The organism is Pseudomonas sp. S07E 245 (assembly GCF_019599025.1).
Lineage (GTDB): Bacteria > Pseudomonadota > Gammaproteobacteria > Pseudomonadales > Pseudomonadaceae > Aquipseudomonas > Aquipseudomonas shirazensis.
This window is the reverse complement of sequence record NZ_CP080625.1, coordinates 1,702,339-1,720,398: the sequence shown is the minus strand read 5'-3', so window position 1 is coordinate 1,720,398 and position 18,060 is coordinate 1,702,339. Positions and strand designations below refer to the sequence as shown.

Below are 18,060 nucleotides of genomic sequence, written 5' to 3'. Positions count from 1 at the left end.
CAGTGCCAAAGTATCAATAAAAACCCGCAGTCTGCGTATGTGATCGTACAACTGCTTGCGCTATCATGGTGCCTGTCTCTCAAGGTGAACTACAGGGCATGACAGAGCAGCAGGTACAGGCAAGGACCCGGCGCAAGCCGCGCAGTCTGGCCCAGGAATTGGTCACGGTGCTGACCGAACGCATCCGCAGTGGTCAGCTCAAGCGCGGCGACAAGCTGCCGACCGAGTCGCAGATCATGGCTGAGGAAGGCGTCAGCCGCACCGTAGTGCGTGAGGCTATCTCGCGGCTGCAGGCTGCCGGGCAGGTCGAGACCCGTCACGGTATCGGCACGTTCGTGCTCGAGGCCTCGCCTGGCAGTGGCTTTCGCATCGATCCCGCCACCGTGGTCACCCTGCGTGAAGTGCTCGCGGTGCTGGAGCTACGCATCGCCCTGGAGATCGAGTCTGCCGGGCTGGCGGCGCAGCGCCGTACCGACGAGCAGTTGAGCGGGATGCGTGCGGCCCTGGATGAGATCAACGAAGGCGCTGCGCACGCGTCCGATGCGGTATCGGCAGACTTCCAGTTCCACCTGCGGATCGCCCAGGCCAGCGGCAATCATTATTTCGCCGACATCATCAATCACCTCGGCACCAGCATCATCCCGCGCACGCGGCTCAATTCGGCGCGTATTGCCCAGGATGACCAGGCGCATTACATGAGCCGTCTGCGCCACGAGCACGAAGCGATCTACGAGGCGATTGTGCGGGGCGATAGCGAAGGGGCGAAGATGGCGATGCGCATGCATCTGTCCAATAGCCGTGAGCGGCTGCGCCAGGCGCATGAGGCGGCAGAGGCGCAAGGGGTGTAGATTTCTGGGGCCGCGCAGCGGCCCCAAAAAGCTTAAAGCGCGCCGTCACTCCACTGCCCATTCACCAACCGACGCAACCCCAGCGGATTACCGTCCTTGAGCGCCTCAGGCAGCAACGCCTGCGGGTAGTTCTGGTAGCACACCGGCCGCAGGAAGCGATCGATCGCCAATGTCCCCACCGAGGTCCCGCGTGCATCCGAAGTTGCCGGATATGGCCCGCCGTGGACCATCGCATCGCAGACCTCAACGCCAGTCGGATAGCCGTTGACCAGGATCCGGCCAACTTTCTCTTCCAGCAGCGGGACCAACCAGGCATACGCCTCGAAGTCTTCTGCCTCGCCGATCAGGGTTGCGGTCAACTGGCCACGCAGGCCTTGCAGGGCTGCGCGCAGTTGCTCGTTGTCCTGCACCTCGACCGCCACGGTGGCCGGGCCAAACACCTCTTCCTGCAGCAGTGGATCGGCATTGACCAGCAGGCTGGCGTCCGCTTTGAACAGCTGCGCACGCGCCTGTGAGCCTTCCTGCGCCTGACCCGCCAAGTGCTCGATGCCGGCATGCGCCTGTAGATGCTCAAGGCCGCTGACATAGCTGCGCAGGCCGCCGGCATTGAGCATGGTTTGACCGGCCTGAGCATCCAGCGCCTGGCCAACATTGGCCAGCAAGGTGCTGAACTCAGCAGAACGCAGGCCAATGACCATGCCTGGGTTGGTGCAGAACTGCCCCGCGCCCATGCACACCGAGCCTGCCAGCTCGCGGGCGATGGCTTCGCCACGCTTGGCCAGCGCACCCGGCAGGACGATCACCGGGTTGATGCTCGACATCTCGGCAAATACCGGGATTGGCTGCGCACGTTCTGCGGCTATGCGGCACAGTGCGTCGCCGCCTTTGAGCGAGCCGGTGAAGCCAACCGCCTGGATCGCTGGATGCTTGACCAGCCACTCACCGACGCCGCCACCGAAGACCATGTTGAACACGCCTTTGGGCATGCCGGTGCGCTCGGCGGCGCGGGTGATCGCGCAACCGACCAGGTCGGCCGTGGCCATGTGGCCGCTATGCGCCTTGAACACCACCGGGCAGCCTGCGGCCAATGCTGCTGCGGTGTCGCCGCCAGCGGTGGAGAAGGCCAGCGGGAAGTTGCTTGCGCCAAACACCGCGACCGGGCCGACACCAATACGCATCTGGCGTAGATCGACCCGCGGCAAGGGTTGACGATCAGGCAGGGCCAGATCGATGCGCGCACCGAGGTAGTCGCCACGGCGCAGCACCTGTGCAAACAGGCGCATCTGGCCGCTGGTGCGGCCGCGCTCACCCTGGATGCGGGCAGCGGGCAGGGCGGTCTCGCGGCAGACAATAGCGACAAAGGCGTCGTCCAGTTCGTCCAGCTCGGCGGCAATGGCATCGAGGAACTCGGCGCGACGGGCAGGTGCCAGCTGGCGGAATTCAACGAATGCTGCGGCGGCAGCGCGGGCGGCCTGGTCCACTTCGGTTTCGGTGGCCTGCACGAAGCTGTAGGGCAGCGCTTCGCCAGTAGTGGCGTCCAGGCTTTGCAGGCGTTGGTTGCCAGCTGCGCTGCGCTGGCCGTTGATGAAGTTGTGGCCAAGAATCTCAGGCATGTCTTGCTCCTGTTGAAGTACACAATGGATAGGACAGATCCCTCTGCGGCCCACGCTGCAAGCGCGGCGGCAGAGGGCAAAGCGATCAGGTGATCGGTGCCGGGTTGAACAGGGTGATGTCGTTGTGCAGGCGGTGCTGTTCGGCCCAGGTCTGCTTGCGGCCGCTGGCCACGTCCAGGTAGTAATGGAACAGCTCCCAGCCCAACTCTTCGATGCTCGAGCGGCCGGTGGCGATGCGCCCGGCGTCGATGTCGATCAGGTCCGGCCAGCGCTGGGCCAGCTCGGTGCGGGTACACACTTTGACCACCGGCGCCATGGCCAGCCCGTACGGCGTACCGCGGCCGGTGGTGAACACGTGCAGGTTCATCCCCGCCGCCAGTTGCAGGGTGCCGCAGACAAAATCGCTGGCAGGGGTTGCGCAGAAGATCAGGCCCTTGCGCTCGACCCGTTCACCCGGGCCAACCACCCCTTGAATGGCGCCGCTGCCGGACTTGACGATCGAGCCCAGCGACTTCTCGACGATATTCGACAGGCCACCTTTCTTGTTGCCCGGGGTGGTATTGGCGCTGCGGTCGGCCGCGCCTTGCTCCAGGTAACGGTCGTACCAGTCCATCTCGCGCACCAGTGCATCGGCTACGGCCGGTGTTTGCGCGCGGGAAGTAAGCATGTAGATGGCATCGCGGACTTCGGTTACTTCCGAGAACAGCACGGTGGCACCGGCGCGCACCAGCAGGTCGGCGGCAAAACCCAGCGCGGGGTTGGCGGTGATACCGGAGAAGGCATCGCTGCCGCCGCATTGCATGCCCAGGATTAGCTCTGCGGCCGGCACGGTCTCGCGGCGGCGCTGGTCGAGCTTGATCAGACGCGCTTCGGCCAGCGCCATGATCTGTTCGATCATTTCGACAAAACCGAGGCTGGCGTCCTGCAGGCGGTACAGCCACGGGTCGTTGAGGTCTACCGAGGGGTCGTTTTCATGCATGACCTGGCCGGCCTGCAGTTTCTCGCAGCCCAGGCTGATAACCAGGGCTTCGCCGCCCAGGTTCGGGTTACGCGCCAGGTTGCGCACGGTGCGGATCGGGATGTAGGCATCACGGGCATTGATTGCCACGCCGCAGCCATAGCTGTGGGTCAGTGCCACCACATCATCGACATTGGGGTATTTGGGCAGCAACTCGCTGCGGATGCGTTTGACCGCATGGTCGAGCACGCCGGTCACGCATTGCACGGTGGTGGTGATGCCAAGAATATTACGCGTACCGACGGTGCCATCGGCGTTGCGGAACCCTTCAAAGGTAAAACCCTCCAGCGGCGGCAGAGGGGCAGGGACGGCGTCACAGCGCGGCAGGCTGTCGAGTTCGGGGGCGGCGGGCATCGCCAGCTGGCTTTCCTGCACCCAGCTGCCTTTGCGCAGCGGTTCCAAGGCATAGCCGATGATCTGCCCGTAGCGCCGCACCGGTTCGCCCTGGGCGATATCCAGCGTGGCGACCTTGTGGCTTTGTGGTACTGCTTCAACCAGGGTCAGGCCGTCGGCAAAGCGGGCGCCTTCGCCCAAACCACCGTCGTTGACCACCACCACTACGTTGTCATCCTCGTGCAGGCGCACGTAGCGGGGCGAGTCGGAAGTTTCGATCAGCTGCATGTTCAGGCCCTTCTTGTAGTTATTTCAGGCTTTGTTCGAGACGCCTGCACCCGCTTCAGCAGGTGCAGGCGCAATCACTCAGTGGCGCGAGCTGGCCAGTTCGCTGCTGGCCGGCTGAGCCGGTTCATCGTTGGGCACGTCACGCAGCTCGATACGTTTGATCGGGCCGACGATCACCAGGTAGCTCAGCACCGCGATCAGGGCGTTGGCACCGACATACACCAGTGCCCACTTGAACGAGCCAGTAGCGCTGATGATGTAACCGATGATGATCGGCGTGGTGATCGAGGCGATGTTGCCGAAGGTGTTGAACATGCCGCCGGACAGCCCGGCGATCTGCTTGGGCGAGGTGTCCGATACCACCGCCCAGCCCAGCGCACCAAGACCTTTGCCGAAGAACGCCAGGGCCATGATCGCCACCACCATCCATTCGGCGTCGACGTAGTTGCAGATGACCATGCTGGTAGAGAGCAGCAGGCCGACCACGATCGGCGCCTTGCGGGCGAAAGTCAGTGAATGACCACGACGCAGCAGACCATCAGACAATACGCCACCCAATACACCGCCGACGAAGCCGCAGATCGCTGGCAACGAGGCGATGATGCCCGCCTTGAGGATCGACATGCCGCGTTCCTGCACCAGATACACCGGGAACCAGGTCAGGAAGAAGTAGGTGATGCCGTTGATGCAGTACTGGCCAAGATAGATACCGACCATCATGCGACTGCTCAGCAGTTGCTTGATGTAGGCCCACTTCGGCCCGCTGGCGCCGGCTGCCTTGGGTTTATCCATGTCGACCAGGCCGCCGTTGCGCTCGATATGGTCGAGTTCTTCGGCACTGATCATCGGGTGTTCTTTAGGGTTGTAGATCAGCTTCATCCAGGCCGCCGAGAAGGCGATACCCAGTACGCCCATGACCACGAATACGTGTTCCCAGCCCCAGGCGTGGACGATCCAGCCCATCAGCGGTGCGAACAGGACAGTGGCGAAGTACTGCGCCGAGTTGAAGATGGCCGATGCGGTGCCGCGTTCAGCAGTCGGGAACCAGGCCGCCACGATGCGGGCGTTACCCGGGAACGACGGCGCCTCGGCAAAACCGACCATGAAGCGCAGCATGAACAGGGCGATGATCGCGTTGGCCACCGGTAGGTAACCGACAAAGCCCTGCAGCACAGTGAACAGCGACCAGGTAAAGATACTGAAGGCGTAAACCTTCTTTGAACCGAAGCGGTCGAGCAGCCAGCCGCCGGGGATTTGCCCGAGCACGTAGGCCCAGCCGAAGGCCGAGAAGATATAACCGAGGGTGACCGCGTCTATCCCTAAATCTTTCTGCAGACTGGAGCCAGCGATCGAAATGGTCGCTCGGTCTGCATAGTTGATCGTGGTCACGACGAAGAGCATGAACAAGATCAGATAACGTACATGCGTTTTTTTCGTCGCTTGCATGAAGGTGTACTCCCACTAGTTATTTTTGTGCGGGGATCGATAAGACCGGAGCGGGCGTGGCCTCGCTCCGGTTGCGGCATTGGCAGGCCGCGGGGTCGCTTATTGCGGGCCCATCTTGTCCATAAGGGCGGCGAGCATTTCATACTCTTCGCCGGTCAGGTCGGTCAGTGGCGAACGCACTGGGCCTGCGTCGTAACCGGCGATCTTGGCGCCGGCCTTGACGATGCTGACGGCATAGCCGGCTTTGCGGTTACGGATGTCCAGGTACGGCAGGAAGAAGTCATCAATCAGTTTGCCGACGGTGGCGTGATCTTCGCGAGCGATCGCATGGTAGAAGTCCATCGCGGTCTTGGGCACGAAGTTGAACACCGCCGAAGAGTACACCGGCACACCCAGCGCCTTGTAGGCAGCTGCATACACTTCAGCGGTCGGCAGGCCGCCGAGGTAGCTGAAGCGATCGCCCAGGCGGCGACGGATCGACACCATCAGCTCGATATCGCCCAGGCCATCCTTGTAACCGATCAGGTTCGGGCAACGCTCGGCCAAGCGCTCGAGCAGCGGCGCGGTCAGGCGGCAGACGTTACGGTTGTAGACCACTACACCGATCTTGACCGACTTGCACACGGCTTCAACGTGGTCGGCTACACCGTCCTGGCTGGCTTCGGTCAGGTAGTGCGGCAGCAGCAACAGACCTTTGGCACCCAGACGTTCGGCTTCCTGGGCGTACTCGATGGCCTGGCGAGTAGAACCACCGACGCCGGCCAGAATTGGTACCGAATGCTCGCACGTATCGACTGCAGTCTTGATCACCTGGCTGTACTCGCTGGCGGCCAGGGAGAAGAACTCACCGGTGCCGCCGGCGGCGAACAGCGCAGTCGCGCCATACGGGGCAAGCCATTCCAGACGCTTGATGTAGCCCGCCTGATTGAAGTCGCCCTGGGCATTGAAGTCGGTTACCGGGAACGACAGCAGACCGTGGGAGAGGATGGACTGCAGCTCTAGTGGATTCATTGTTATTGGTTTCCTGTGGCGCTTTTGGGGTGGTGAATCAATCTGAGAGGTAAGTTATCGTACAACCTAAGAAATGACTAGTCCCTTGCCACAGATTTTTTCTCATAGTCGGTTTCCGCACAAATGCGGCAGGTACTCGCAGGGGGATAGGTGTGAGGTCAGGGCGCGGGATGGAGGGAAATAATAAAGCAGCCGTTAGTCATCATATCTCTGCACGGATGGCAGAAAAAAGGATCGCGGAGACAGGCACACGCCCGCCCCGCGCTGCCACGGTAGGTGTTCTGGGACCAGCAGAGGGTGACCGGGGAAGCGGGGGCGGCCTTGCGCCGCCCCGCGATCAAACTAACGAAGCAGGGACTCAGGCAGCCTGGTTGCGCTTGCTGGCCTGGGACTTGCGGACCTGAGCGCGGCAAGCATCGCCAAACGCCTCGAAAATTTTGATCGAGTCAGGGTTTTTCGCCGCTTGCCACTCGGGGTGCCACTGCACAGCGAACAGGAAGGGCGAGATGCTCGGGCCGTGGATGGCTTCGACCAAACCGTCTTCAGCCTGGGCGATTGGCTCAAGGCCCTCACCCAGTTTGCGCAGGCCTTGACCATGCAACGAGTTGACCCGGATCTGGTCAGTGCCCAAGGCATCCCGCAGCCAGCTGCCCGGCTTGATGGTGACGCTGTGCACGGCCTGGTATTGCACTTCAACCGGATCCTCGGGGTTTTCCCGGTGATCGTTGAAGCCCGGCTCGGCGTACACCTTCTGGTAGATGTCGCCGCCCAGTGCGACGTTGATTTCCTGCATGCCGCGGCAGATGCCGAAGATCGGCAGGCCACGGGCCAGAGCCAGTTTGACCAGCGGGATGTCGAACAGATCGCGGTTCTTGTCCTGGCCTTTGCCCGGCGTCTCGTTCTCCTGGCCGTACAGGGCCGGGTCGATGTTGCTGCCAGCGCCGGTCAGATAGACGCCGTCGGCCATATCCAGATAACGCTCGAGGTCATCGGTGCCGCAGCAGGTCGGAACCAGCACAGGCAGGCAGTCGGCGAAGTCGACCAGGGGGGTAATGTATTTGTGGGTCATGACCTGATAGTCATGGCCTTTGCGCTCTTGGCTGCCCATGGTCATCAGGACGACGGGTTTGCGCAGGGAAGTTTGCTTGTTGCCAATGTTGCTGTTGGACATATGTCACCTTGGGACAGGTGCTTCCTGTCGATATTGTGCAGGCGCACGGCCTGGGCCTTGTGTGCGGCCTGGAGCCCCGAGCACTGCCGGCTCGCTGAAGGAGACGATGCCGGTCGGGGCTTGTCTCTAGCTTGCCAGAGCCGTTCGATATGTCAAACGAGGCGTGAGCGCTCTGGCGCCGGTTTCAGGGCGCTTGAGGGAAGCGGAGCCTTGGCTGGCAAGGGTTTGGCAGGGGTTTTGGTAAATATAATTAACGACGCAGTTGGATCATTGCAGCGCTGCAATGATCCAGCCCTTGCACTGCGGCTTATCAGTGCAGAATCTGCTTGAGAAATGCCTGGGCCCTGGCAGTTTTGGGTTGGCCAAAAAACGTCTGTGGCGGGCTGTCTTCGATGATCTGGCCACCCTCAAGAAACAGCACACGCTCTGCCACCTGGCGGGCAAAGCCCATTTCATGGGTGACGCAGAGCATGGTCATGCCGGTGCCGGCGAGCTTCACCAGCACATCCAAGACCTCGGCGACCATCTCCGGATCGAGCGCCGAGGTTGGCTCATCGAACAGCATGATCCGCGGCTTCATGCACAGGGCACGGGCAATCGCCACGCGCTGCTGCTGGCCGCCGGAGAGCTGGCTGGGGTATTTGTCGGCCTGACTGGCGATGCCGACCTTGCTCAGGTACATCCGCGCCCGCTCTTCGGCGTCCTTGCGCGACAGCCCGCGCACGCTGGTTGGGGCCAGCAGGCAGTTGTCGAGCACGCTCATGTGTGGAAACAGATTGAAGTGCTGGAACACCATGCCGATTTCGCTGCGCACCTGAGCGGCCTGACGCGAGGGCTTGGCCAGGTCGATGCCGTCGACATGAACGCTGCCTTGCTCGGCGATCTCCAAGCGGTTGATGCAGCGGATCAAGGTCGATTTGCCTGAACCGGAGGGTCCGCAGAGGACGATACGCTCGCCTTCGCGGACCTGCAGGTTGATATCGCGCAGCACGTGGAAGGCGCCGTAGTGTTTGTTCAAGCCTTTCATGTCGATCAGCACTGGGCGGCTATCGGCTTCAGGGGCAAGGCTGGCAAGGTTCAAAGGTGCGGTCATGTTGTTGTTCTCCCGCTGGTTTAGTCAAAGCGCGCTGCGCGGTAAGGCGCAGGGTCGGTGAACGGCTGCTCGCCGGTCATCATCTCGGCGAGCAGGCGGCCAGTCACCGGGCCCAGGGTCAGGCCGTGATGGGCGTGGCCAAAGTTGAACCACAGGCCCTTGTGCCGCGGTGCGGGGCCGATTATCGGGCGCATGTCCGGCAGGCAGGGACGCAGGCCCAGCCAGGGCTGCTCATCCAGGCGTTCGCCGAGCGCGGGGAACAGCCGACGAGCCAGGGCTTCGCAGCGCTGCAACTGGATCTCGTTGGCCGGGGCGTCGCTGGCCGCAAACTCGATGCCGGTAGTCAGGCGGATGCCCTGCGCCATCGGCGCCAGCACATAACCACCCTGGGTGTCGCAGATCGAATGCTGCAGTTGCGCGTCGCCGCGGGTGCCATAGTGCATGTGATAGCCGCGCTTGATGCCCAGCGGGAACCGATAGCCCAGCGGGCCGAACAGCTCGGCCGATTGCGGCCCCAGGCAGATCACGACCTCGTCGGCCGTGACCGCGCCACGCTGGCTCTGCACCTGCCACTGACCGTCAAGCTGGCGCAGGCTGCGCGCATCACCATGGAGGAACTGCCCGCCGCGCTCGACGAACAGCGCGGCATAGCCGCGGGTCAGGCCGCCAGGGTTGCGCACGGTCTTCGGGTCGAGCCAGTGAATGCCGCCTACCACGCCGCCGTCCAGTTGCTGCTCGCGGGCCTGCAGTTGGTCACGTTCGAGGATTTCGTACTGCAGGCCATAGCGCGCCAGGTTTTTTACGTCCTCCTTGGCCTGAACGAACAGCCTCGGGTCGCGAAACACTTCGATCCAGCCTTTGGCCTGGACCAGTTCGCTGAGCCCGGCAGCGGCAATCAGCGCGTCGTGTTCCTCGACGCTGCGCTGCACCAGCGGCAGCATATCGGCGGCGGCGCCGGCCAGCCGGCCGGGTGCTGACTGGCGCCAGTAACGCAACAGCCAGGGCGCCGCCTTGGGCAGGTGCAACAGGCTGTAGCGCACATCCGGCTGGCGGTTCAGGCCATAGCGCAGCAGTGCGCCGACGTTGCGCGGGAAGGCATAGGGGATGACGCTGGAGCGTTCGATCAGGCCGGCGTTGCCATGGCTGGTGCCGCTGCCGGGCTGGTCACGGTCGATCAGAACGACCTGGCGGCCGCGCGCTTGCAACTGCAGCGCGGTACTGACACCGACGATCCCGGCGCCCAGAACAATGGTTTGGCAATGCATGGAGCGTATCCTTGGGTCAGTTCAGGTGGCGGCCGAGGCGGCCTTCCAGGTATTTCAGGGTGCGCCGGACGATTTCCACGATCAGCAGGTAGAGCACGGCGGCCCACAGGTAGATCTGGAAATCGAAGCTGCGCGAAAACGCCAGCTTGGTCACGCCCATCAGGTCGTAGATGGTGACCAGCGAGGCAATCGCACTGGCCTTGATCATCAGGATCAGCTCATTGCCCAGCGGGCCGATGGCGACCAGCAGCGATTGCGGCATGACCACCTTGAAGAACGTGGTCGAGCGCTTGAGGTTGAGCGCGCGGGCGGCCTCGAATTGGCCTGGGGCGATTGCCAGCAGGCTGCCGCGGAAGATCTCGGCCTGATAGGCGGCCGTGTTCAGGGTGAATGCCAGCAGCGCGCAGTACCAGGCCTCACGGAAGAACCACCACAGCCCGACGTCCTGCCAAAAGCTCTTGAACGAGCCAAGGCCGTAATACAGCAGAAACAGCTGCGCGAGCAGTGGTGAACCGCGGAAGAAGTAGATATAGCCAGCCGCCATGCGATTGAGCACGGTCTTGTTGGAGATCCGCGCCAGCGCCAGCAGCAGGCCAAGCACGGCGCCGAGGGTGAACGAAATGGCCACCAGCTTGGCGGTCACCAGCAGACCATCGATGAAGCGCGGCCCGTAGCGCTGCAGCAGGTCGGGGTCGACCACCAGCGCCAGTAATTGTTCGAAGCTCATGCCCGCGCTCCTTGCAGGTGGCGGCTATAGCGCCGTTCGATGAAGGCAAACACGCGCCCGGACAACGCCGAGAACAGCAGATAGCCCAGGCAGGCGACGCCATAGAAGAACATCGGCTCCTTGGTCACGCTGACGGCGAGGTTGGTCTGGCGCATCAGGTCGACCAGCGAGATAGTCGAGACCAACGACGTGTCCTTTAGCAGCGACAGCCAGTTGTTGGACAGGCCGGGCAGGGCGATCCGGGTCAGTTGCGGCAGTACCACTTTGAAAAAACCAGTGCGTTTGCTCAGCCCCAGGGCCGAGCAGGCTTCGAGCTGGCCCTTGGGCAGGGTCTTGAACGCCGCCAGCCAGATTTCGCTGGAAAACGCAGCAAACACCAGGCTGAAGGCGATCATGGCCGCCAGGAAGGTATTGATCAGTACCTCACCTTCATAGCCCATCGCCGCCAGCAGCTTTTGTGCTGCGATCTGGCAGCCGTAATAAATGATCAGCAGCGTGAGCAGTTCAGGCAGGCCGCGAAACACCGTAGAAAAGGTGGTAGCCCAGGCCCGCGGCAGGCGCTTGCGTGAGCGCGCGGCCATTGCCACCAGCAGTCCCAGCGGCAAGCCGATCGGCAGGCAGGCCAGCGCCAGTGACACCGTGACCAGCGCGCCGGCCAGCAACGCCGGGCCCCAACCACCGCTGGCAAAAGACAACAAAGACAATTGATCGAGCATGGGTGTTTCCCCAGCCAGGTGAACGTGGCGGCGCGCAAGGCAGGGCGCCCACGGCGCGAAGCCTGCCTTGCGCTGACCGATCAGTTATAGATGTCGAAGGCGAAGTACTTGCTGGCGATCTTCTGATAGGTGCCGTTGGCGACAATCTCGCTCAGCGCCTTGTTCAGCCGCTCGCGCAGTTGCTGATCGTCCTTGCGTACGGCAATTGCCGCATTGGCCTTGGTCTGGTTGACGTCACCGAGCACCTTGCAGCAGTCCTTGCCGTTTTTCTGCTGCCAGTCGAGCAGCGGAAACTTGTCGGCGATGACTCCGTCCAGGCGGCCGGCAGCCAGGTCGGCATTGGCCTCATCCATGGTCGGGTAGAGCTTGACGTTGGCGCCCGCCGGGCCATACACGTCCTCGGCATAGATAGCCTGGGTCGAGGACGACTGGGCGCCGACCGTGTAGCCCTTGAAGTCGGTCTGGGCATCGGTGATCGGGCTGTCCTTGGCGACCGCCACGGACAGTGGTGTGCGGTAGTAATGGTCGGTGAAAGCGATCTTCTTGCGCCGTTCTTCGGTGTCGATCATCGAGGCGACTACGGCATCGTACTTTTTCGCCATCAGTGCCGGGATGATGCCTTCCCAGTCTTGCGCCACCAGCGTGCACTCGACTTTCATCTGCTCGCACAGGGCGTGGGTAATGTCGATGTCAAAGCCATGCAGCTTGTTATCGGCATCGACATAGTTGAAGGGCGGATAAGCGCCCTCTGTGGCGAAACGCAGGGTCTCGGCGCTGGCCGCACCCGCCAGCAGCAGGGCACACGCACCCACCATAGCCATGGTCTTGTTCATCTCGCACCTCTGGGTTGCACTCTTGCTATTGTTGTTTGTCCGCGGGCCACGAGGTGTAGCCGACGAACTCGTTATGTAGAGCGGCAGTCGCTTCCAAGCGTTTTTCAACATCCGGCCCGAGCTTCTTGCAGACCTCGTTGACCATCAGGTGCACCCACGACAGCATCGCCGAGGTGGATTCCCAGAACAGATTGAATTCGGTGGGGATGCGGAACACCTCATCGGCGTTGGCATCGGCCCAGTCACAGAAGGTGTCGGTCACCAGCGTGACCGGGATGCCTGCCTGGCGTGCCTTCTGGCACAGCAGCAGGGCATGGCGCGAATAACGGCGGGCCTCGAACACCACCAGCGCGCAGTGTTCGGGGCGGGTCAGCAGCACGTCGCCAAAGTGCCCGGCGCTGCCATCCACAGCCTGTACGCCATCGCGCAGGTAGTGCAGCAAATGGGTCATGCACTGGGCGACGCCGCGTTCGGTCTGAAACCCTGCGACAAATACCCGTGGCCGCTGCGCCAGGCGCTGAGCAACCCGGTGCCAGGCCTCGCTACGGCTGTATTCATGGACGCGCACCAGTGCGGCGATTTCCAGCTCCAGGCTGCCGGCGCTCTGGCTGTCGTCGTGCTGCTGGCGGTATTCCTGCAAGCGGTCACCGACCAGCCACGGCCCGTCGCCGAGGTCGTTCTGCAGGTCCTGCTTGAGCGCCTTGAGGTGGGCGTAGCCGAGCGAGCGGCAGAAGCGACCAACGCTGGATTCGCTCACTCCGAGCTTTTCCGCGATGCTGGCGGAGGTCTGGAACGGCACTTCATGCAGGTTGCCGAGCATGTAGCTGGCGATCGTGCGGCCTGAGGCAGCTGCGCCGTGCAGGCTGTTCTCCAGGCGTTGCTTGATCGATTGACTCATGTCGGACTCCGGTCGGGTAGGGCGTGGAATAGAAAATGAATGTTTTCTGTCATCAAGTCAACAATTGACAGATAGCTGTCATGTGGCTGACAGTTTTCACCCGTGGCACACTCCGAGCCAAACAATTTCAACAAGGAGCTCCAGATGTCTGCATCCTCCACCAGCGGTACCGTGCGCATGCCCTTTGCCGAACTGCAGACGTTACTGCAGGCGATCCTTGAACAGCACGGTTGCAGTGAGCCGGTGGCGGCAGCGCTGGCATTCAACTGTGCCAGTGCTCAACGCGACGGCGCTCATAGCCATGGGGTGTTTCGTATCCCGGGCTACGTATCGACGCTGGCCAGTGGCTGGGTTGACGGCAAGGCGCTGCCCGCGGTGACCGACGTCGCCTCCGGCTATGTTCGCGTCGATGCCGGCGGTGGCTTCGCCCAGCCCGCGCTGGCGGCGGCGCGGCCGTTGCTGCTGGCCAAGGTGCGCAGTGCCGGGATCGCGGTGTTGGCGATCCATAACTCGCATCACTTCGCGGCGCTGTGGCCGGACGTCGAACCGTTCGCCGATGAAGGCCTGGTGGCCTTGAGCGTGGTCAACAGCATGACCTGTGTAGTCCCGCACGGTGCGCGCCAGCCGTTGTTCGGCACCAACCCGATTGCCTTTGCCGCGCCCTGCGCCGAGCATGACCCGATCGTGTTCGACATGGCCACCAGCGCCATGGCCCATGGCGATATCCAGATCGCGGCCCGCGAAGGGCGGCAACTGCCGCTGGGCATGGGGGTAGACGCCAAGGGCCAGCCGACCACCGACCCGCAGGCGATTCTCGACGGCGGCGCGCTGTTGCCGTTTGGCGACCACAAAGGCTCCGCGCTGTCGATGATGGTCGAGTTGCTCGCGGCGGCGCTGACCGGCGGTAACTTCTCCTGGGAGTTCGACTGGTCGGCGCATCCCGGGGCGAAGACGCCATGGACCGGGCAACTGCTGATCGTCATCGACCCGAGCAAGGCCGAAGGCGAGCGTTTTGCGCAGCGCAGCCGTCATTTGCTGGAGCAGATGCAGGCGGCCGGCCTGTCACGCATGCCCGGCGAGCGGCGCTATCGTGAGCGTGCTACGGCCGAGCGCGAAGGTGTCGCACTGAGCGAAACCGAGCTGCAGGGCCTGCGCCAATTGCTCGGCTGATCGTCATGTTGCATGGGTTGAAATACCTGGGCCGTGCAACCTTGCACAGACCCGTTGCAGCAAGGTGATGTTTCTCTGCCCCGACTCCGGGTATCCTCGCTCAAGCTTTTCCGAACTGTGCTGATTCAAGGAGCTGTGCGCTGTGTTCAAACATGTCGATGCCTATGCCGGCGATCCGATCCTCTCGTTGATGGAAACCTTCAAGGCCGACCCGCGTGCGGCCAAGGTCAACCTGAGCATCGGCCTGTACTACGATGCTGCCGGCATCGTGCCGCAGTTGGCGGCAGTGGCCGAGGTTGAAAAACGCCTGGCCAACCAGCCTCACGAGGCTTCGCTGTACCTGCCAATGGAAGGTCTGGCCAGCTATCGCCAGGCGATCCAGGCGCTGCTGTTTGGTAACGATCACCCGGCAGTGACCGGCGGCCGCGTGGCTACCGTGCAGACCGTAGGCGGCTCGGGCGCGTTGAAAGTCGGCGCCGACTTCCTCAAGCGTTACTTCCCGCAGTCCGAAGTCTGGGTCAGCAATCCGACCTGGGACAACCATCGCGCCATCTTCGAAGGTGCGGGTTTCAAGGTGAATACCTACCCGTACTTCGACACCACTACCCGTGGCGTCGACTTCGCCGGCATGCTGGCTGCGTTGCAGACTCTGCCCGCAAACAGCGTGGTGCTACTGCACCCGTGCTGCCACAACCCGACCGGTGTCGATCTGGACCAGAACCAGTGGCAGCAGGTTGTCGAAGTGGTCAAGGCACGCGAGCTGATCCCGTTCCTCGACATTGCCTACCAAGGCTTCGGCGAAGGCCTGGAGCAGGATGCCTACGCCATCCGCGAAATGGCCCGTGCCGGCGTGCCGTGCCTGGTCAGCAACTCGTTCTCGAAGATATTCTCGCTGTACGGCGAGCGCGTTGGCGGTCTGTCGGTGGTGTGCGACGACCAGGCCAGCACCCAGAGCGTGCTTGGCCAGCTCAAGGCAACCGTGCGCCGCAACTACTCCAGCCCCCCAGCATTCGGTGCGCAACTTGTTGCTGGCGTGCTCGGCGATGCCAGCCTCAATGCACAGTGGGCAGCAGAGGTCGAAGTGATGCGCCTGCGTATCCTCGAGATGCGCCAAGGTTTGGTCGACCTGCTCGGCGAGCTGCTGCCAGGGCAGGACTTCACGTTCTTCCTCGAACAGCGCGGCATGTTCAGCTACACCGGCTTCAGCGTCGAGCAGGTCCGCCGTCTGCGTGACGAGTTCGGCGTTTACCTGATCGACAGTGGCCGGGTGTGCATGTCCGGCCTGCGTCCAAGCAACCTGCGCCAGGTTGCCGAGGCGTTCGCCGCAGTCCAGCGCTAATCAGGGCAGGGGCCGGCAATCGGCCCCTTTCAGCCGGTCTGGCAACACGGGGTTGCCCCTGGGTTGTCATGACAAGTGCAACCGCCGCTCGGACAGGGCTTCGCAAGCGCCACCTTTCAGTGCACAATCGCGCCCCTCTTTTTCGGTTGAGGTGCGCGAGCCTAGTGTTTCGCCACGCTCAGCCTGTTGCAGTCTTGCGAGTGGAGTTGCACCCGGATGAATGAGCAGGCCTCAAGCGTTGAACAACGCTTCGAACAAACCACCAGTGCCACCCTCGGCAGCTGGGCACGACAAGATACCACCTGGATGCTCGGCCTGTTTGGCACCGCGATTGGCGCCGGCACCCTGTTTCTGCCGATCAACGCAGGCCTGGGCGGTTTCTGGCCGCTGCTGATCCTCGCCGCGCTGGCGTTCCCGATGACCTACTACGCCCACCGCGGCCTGACCCGCTTTGTGCTGTCCGGGCGTGGCGGCGACATCACCGAGGTGGTCGAGGAGCATTTCGGCCTCAAGGCTGGCGCGCTGATCACCGTGCTGTACTTCTTCGCGATCTTCCCGATCCTGTTGATCTACAGCGTGGCCCTGACCAACACCGTCAGCAGCTTCATGGAGCATCAACTGCACATGACCCCGCCACCGCGGGTGTTGTTGTCGTTTGGCTTGATCCTCGGCCTGCTGGCCATCGTGCGTTGCGGTGAACAGGCCACGGTCAAGGTCATGAGCCTGCTGGTGTACCCGTTCATCGTCGCCCTGGCCTTGCTGGCGCTGTACCTGGTGCCGCACTGGAGTGGCGGTATTCTCGATACCGCGATGCAGGTGCCATCGGGCTCGGCGTTCCTGCACACCGTGTGGCTGGCAATCCCGGTGATGGTGTTCTCGTTCAACCACTCGCCGATCATTTCCGCGTTTGCTGTCGACCAGAAGCGCCGTTACGGCGAGCACGCCGACGAGCGCAGCGGGCAGATCCTGTCGCGTGCGCACCTGTTGATGGTGGCGATGGTGCTGTTCTTCGTGTTCAGCTGCGTGCTGACCCTGGACAGCGCCCAGTTGGCCGAAGCCAAGGCGCAGAACCTGTCGATCCTGTCGTACCTGGCCAACCACTTCAGCAACCCGACCATTGCCTTTGCTGCACCGCTGATTGCCTTCATTGCCATCGCCAAGTCGTTCCTGGGCCACTACATCGGTGCCAGCGAAGGCCTCAAAGGCATTATCGGCAAGACTGGCCTGCGCCCCGGGGCCAAGGCTCTGGACCGCATGGTCGCAGCGCTGATGCTGGTGGTGTGCTGGATTGTCGCCACCCTCAACCCGAGCATCCTGGGCATGATCGAATCGTTTGGCGGGCCGATCATTGCCGCGCTGCTGTTCCTGATGCCGATGTATGCCATCCGCAAGGTGCCGTCGATGCGCAAGTACAGCGGGGCGATGTCCAACCTGTTTGTGGTCTTCGTCGGCCTGGTCGCGATCAGCTCGGTAGTCTACTCGCTGGCCGCCAGCGTGCTCGGCTGGTGATGGCTTCCATATAAGAGGATGCCCGGACCGCCTGCTGCGCTCCGGGCATTTTTTTGTTCACACGAATTCCCCGGCAGTAGAACAATTTCATCGCTACCCATAGGCTTGAGCGGCGCTTCATGCTTAACTCGATGTCCTTTTCAAACACCCGCATAAGGATTCCGCTCATGGCTCAAGTGACCCTCAAAGGCAACCCGGTTCAGGTCAAAGGCAACCTCCCGCAAGCTGGCGCTCAGGCACCTGCGTTCTCGCTGGTTGGTGATGGCCTGGCTGACAAGTCGCTGCAAGACTACGCCGGCAAGCGCAAAGTGCTGAACATCTTCCCAAGCGTTGACACGCCAACTTGCGCGACTTCCGTGCGCAAGTTCAACGCCCAGGCCAACGAGCTGAACAACACCGTTGTGCTGTGCGTATCGGCCGACCTGCCGTTTGCTCAGGCGCGCTTCTGCGGTGCCGAAGGCCTGGAAAACGTCCAGAACCTGTCGACCCTGCGTGGCCGCGAATTCCTCGAAAACTACGGCGTAGCCATTGCTGACGGCCCGCTGGCTGGCCTGGCGGCACGCGCTGTTGTCGTCATCGACGAGAACGACAAAGTGCTGCACAGCGAGCTGGTTGGCGAAATCGCCGAAGAGCCGAACTACGAGGCGGTCCTGGCTGTCTTGAAGTAAGCGCAGCGGGGCCGCTCTGCGGTCCGCGCACGCAACAAGCAATACCCTGAAACGGCCTGGACCCTGCTCCAGGCCGTTTTCATTTAAAGTTCATCGCGTTAGCAACGTCAGCCC

16 protein-coding genes are annotated in these 18,060 nt (G+C 62.6%); 5 read left to right on the top strand and 11 right to left on the bottom strand.

What is annotated here, in order from left to right:
- Positions 1-98: 98 nt before the first annotated feature.
- Positions 99-848, top strand: a complete 750-nt coding sequence (locus K3F44_RS07685) for a FadR/GntR family transcriptional regulator (RefSeq protein ID WP_101319755.1) — start codon at positions 99-101, stop codon at positions 846-848.
- Positions 849-880: 32 nt separating this feature from the next.
- Here K3F44_RS07685 and K3F44_RS07680 read toward each other — a convergent pair whose 3' ends face one another.
- The 11 genes from K3F44_RS07680 to K3F44_RS07630 all read right to left on the bottom strand — a co-directional run bounded on the left by K3F44_RS07680 (position 881) and on the right by K3F44_RS07630 (position 13,260).
- Positions 881-2,461: an aldehyde dehydrogenase (NADP(+)) gene (locus K3F44_RS07680; protein ID WP_220633698.1), complete on the bottom strand. Its 1,581-nt coding sequence runs from the start codon at positions 2,459-2,461 to the stop codon at positions 881-883.
- 85 nt (positions 2,462-2,546) lie between these two features.
- Complete coding sequence (garD, locus tag K3F44_RS07675) at positions 2,547-4,100, bottom strand: galactarate dehydratase (RefSeq protein WP_220633697.1); 1,554 nt, start codon at positions 4,098-4,100, stop codon at positions 2,547-2,549.
- Positions 4,101-4,178: 78 nt separating this feature from the next.
- Positions 4,179-5,546 carry an MFS transporter gene (locus K3F44_RS07670; protein WP_103437500.1) on the bottom strand — a complete coding sequence of 456 codons (1,368 nt, stop codon included), beginning with the start codon at positions 5,544-5,546 and terminating at the stop codon, positions 4,179-4,181.
- Between the two features lie 99 nt (positions 5,547-5,645).
- Positions 5,646-6,557, bottom strand: coding sequence for a 5-dehydro-4-deoxyglucarate dehydratase (gene kdgD / locus K3F44_RS07665; protein ID WP_150569136.1), 912 nt, complete (start codon positions 6,555-6,557; stop codon positions 5,646-5,648).
- 358 nt (positions 6,558-6,915) lie between these two features.
- Entirely contained in the window at positions 6,916-7,728 is an 813-nt protein-coding gene (locus K3F44_RS07660) for a gamma-glutamyl-gamma-aminobutyrate hydrolase family protein (protein WP_188036069.1), read from the bottom strand.
- A 310-nt stretch (positions 7,729-8,038) separates the two neighbouring features.
- The gene (locus tag K3F44_RS07655) at positions 8,039-8,821 is read right to left on the bottom strand and encodes an amino acid ABC transporter ATP-binding protein (RefSeq protein ID WP_310794631.1); all 783 of its coding nucleotides are present in this window, start codon (positions 8,819-8,821) and stop codon (positions 8,039-8,041) included.
- 20 nt (positions 8,822-8,841) lie between these two features.
- The gene (locus K3F44_RS07650; RefSeq protein ID WP_220633696.1) at positions 8,842-10,086 is read right to left on the bottom strand and encodes an FAD-binding oxidoreductase; all 1,245 of its coding nucleotides are present in this window, start codon (positions 10,084-10,086) and stop codon (positions 8,842-8,844) included.
- Positions 10,087-10,102: 16 nt separating this feature from the next.
- Positions 10,103-10,813 carry an ABC transporter permease gene (locus K3F44_RS07645; RefSeq protein WP_101319738.1) on the bottom strand — a complete coding sequence of 237 codons (711 nt, stop codon included), beginning with the start codon at positions 10,811-10,813 and terminating at the stop codon, positions 10,103-10,105.
- On the bottom strand, positions 10,810-11,529 hold the full coding sequence (locus K3F44_RS07640; RefSeq protein ID WP_101319736.1) for an ABC transporter permease: 720 nt from the start codon (positions 11,527-11,529) through the stop codon (positions 10,810-10,812). Before K3F44_RS07640 ends, K3F44_RS07645 begins: the two co-directional genes overlap by 4 nt.
- A gap of 80 nt (positions 11,530-11,609) precedes the next feature.
- A complete protein-coding gene (locus K3F44_RS07635) occupies positions 11,610-12,362 on the bottom strand; it encodes a transporter substrate-binding domain-containing protein (protein WP_150569142.1) in 753 nt (250 codons plus the stop codon).
- A 25-nt stretch (positions 12,363-12,387) separates the two neighbouring features.
- Positions 12,388-13,260 carry a MurR/RpiR family transcriptional regulator gene (locus K3F44_RS07630; RefSeq protein WP_101319732.1) on the bottom strand — a complete coding sequence of 291 codons (873 nt, stop codon included), beginning with the start codon at positions 13,258-13,260 and terminating at the stop codon, positions 12,388-12,390.
- A 144-nt stretch (positions 13,261-13,404) separates the two neighbouring features.
- Here K3F44_RS07630 and K3F44_RS07625 point away from each other — a divergent pair, with 144 nt between their 5' ends.
- From K3F44_RS07625 to tpx, 4 genes are all read left to right on the top strand, one after another.
- Positions 13,405-14,430: an Ldh family oxidoreductase gene (locus K3F44_RS07625; RefSeq protein ID WP_150571724.1), complete on the top strand. Its 1,026-nt coding sequence runs from the start codon at positions 13,405-13,407 to the stop codon at positions 14,428-14,430.
- A 142-nt stretch (positions 14,431-14,572) separates the two neighbouring features.
- Positions 14,573-15,769 (top strand): amino acid aminotransferase, encoded by a 1,197-nt coding sequence (locus K3F44_RS07620; protein WP_101319728.1) that lies wholly within the window; start codon positions 14,573-14,575, stop codon positions 15,767-15,769.
- Between the two features lie 216 nt (positions 15,770-15,985).
- Positions 15,986-17,278: a serine/threonine transporter gene (locus tag K3F44_RS07615; RefSeq protein WP_101319726.1), complete on the top strand. Its 1,293-nt coding sequence runs from the start codon at positions 15,986-15,988 to the stop codon at positions 17,276-17,278.
- A gap of 167 nt (positions 17,279-17,445) precedes the next feature.
- Entirely contained in the window at positions 17,446-17,946 is a 501-nt protein-coding gene (tpx, locus tag K3F44_RS07610) for a thiol peroxidase (protein WP_101319724.1), read from the top strand.
- Positions 17,947-18,060 lie beyond the last annotated feature (114 nt).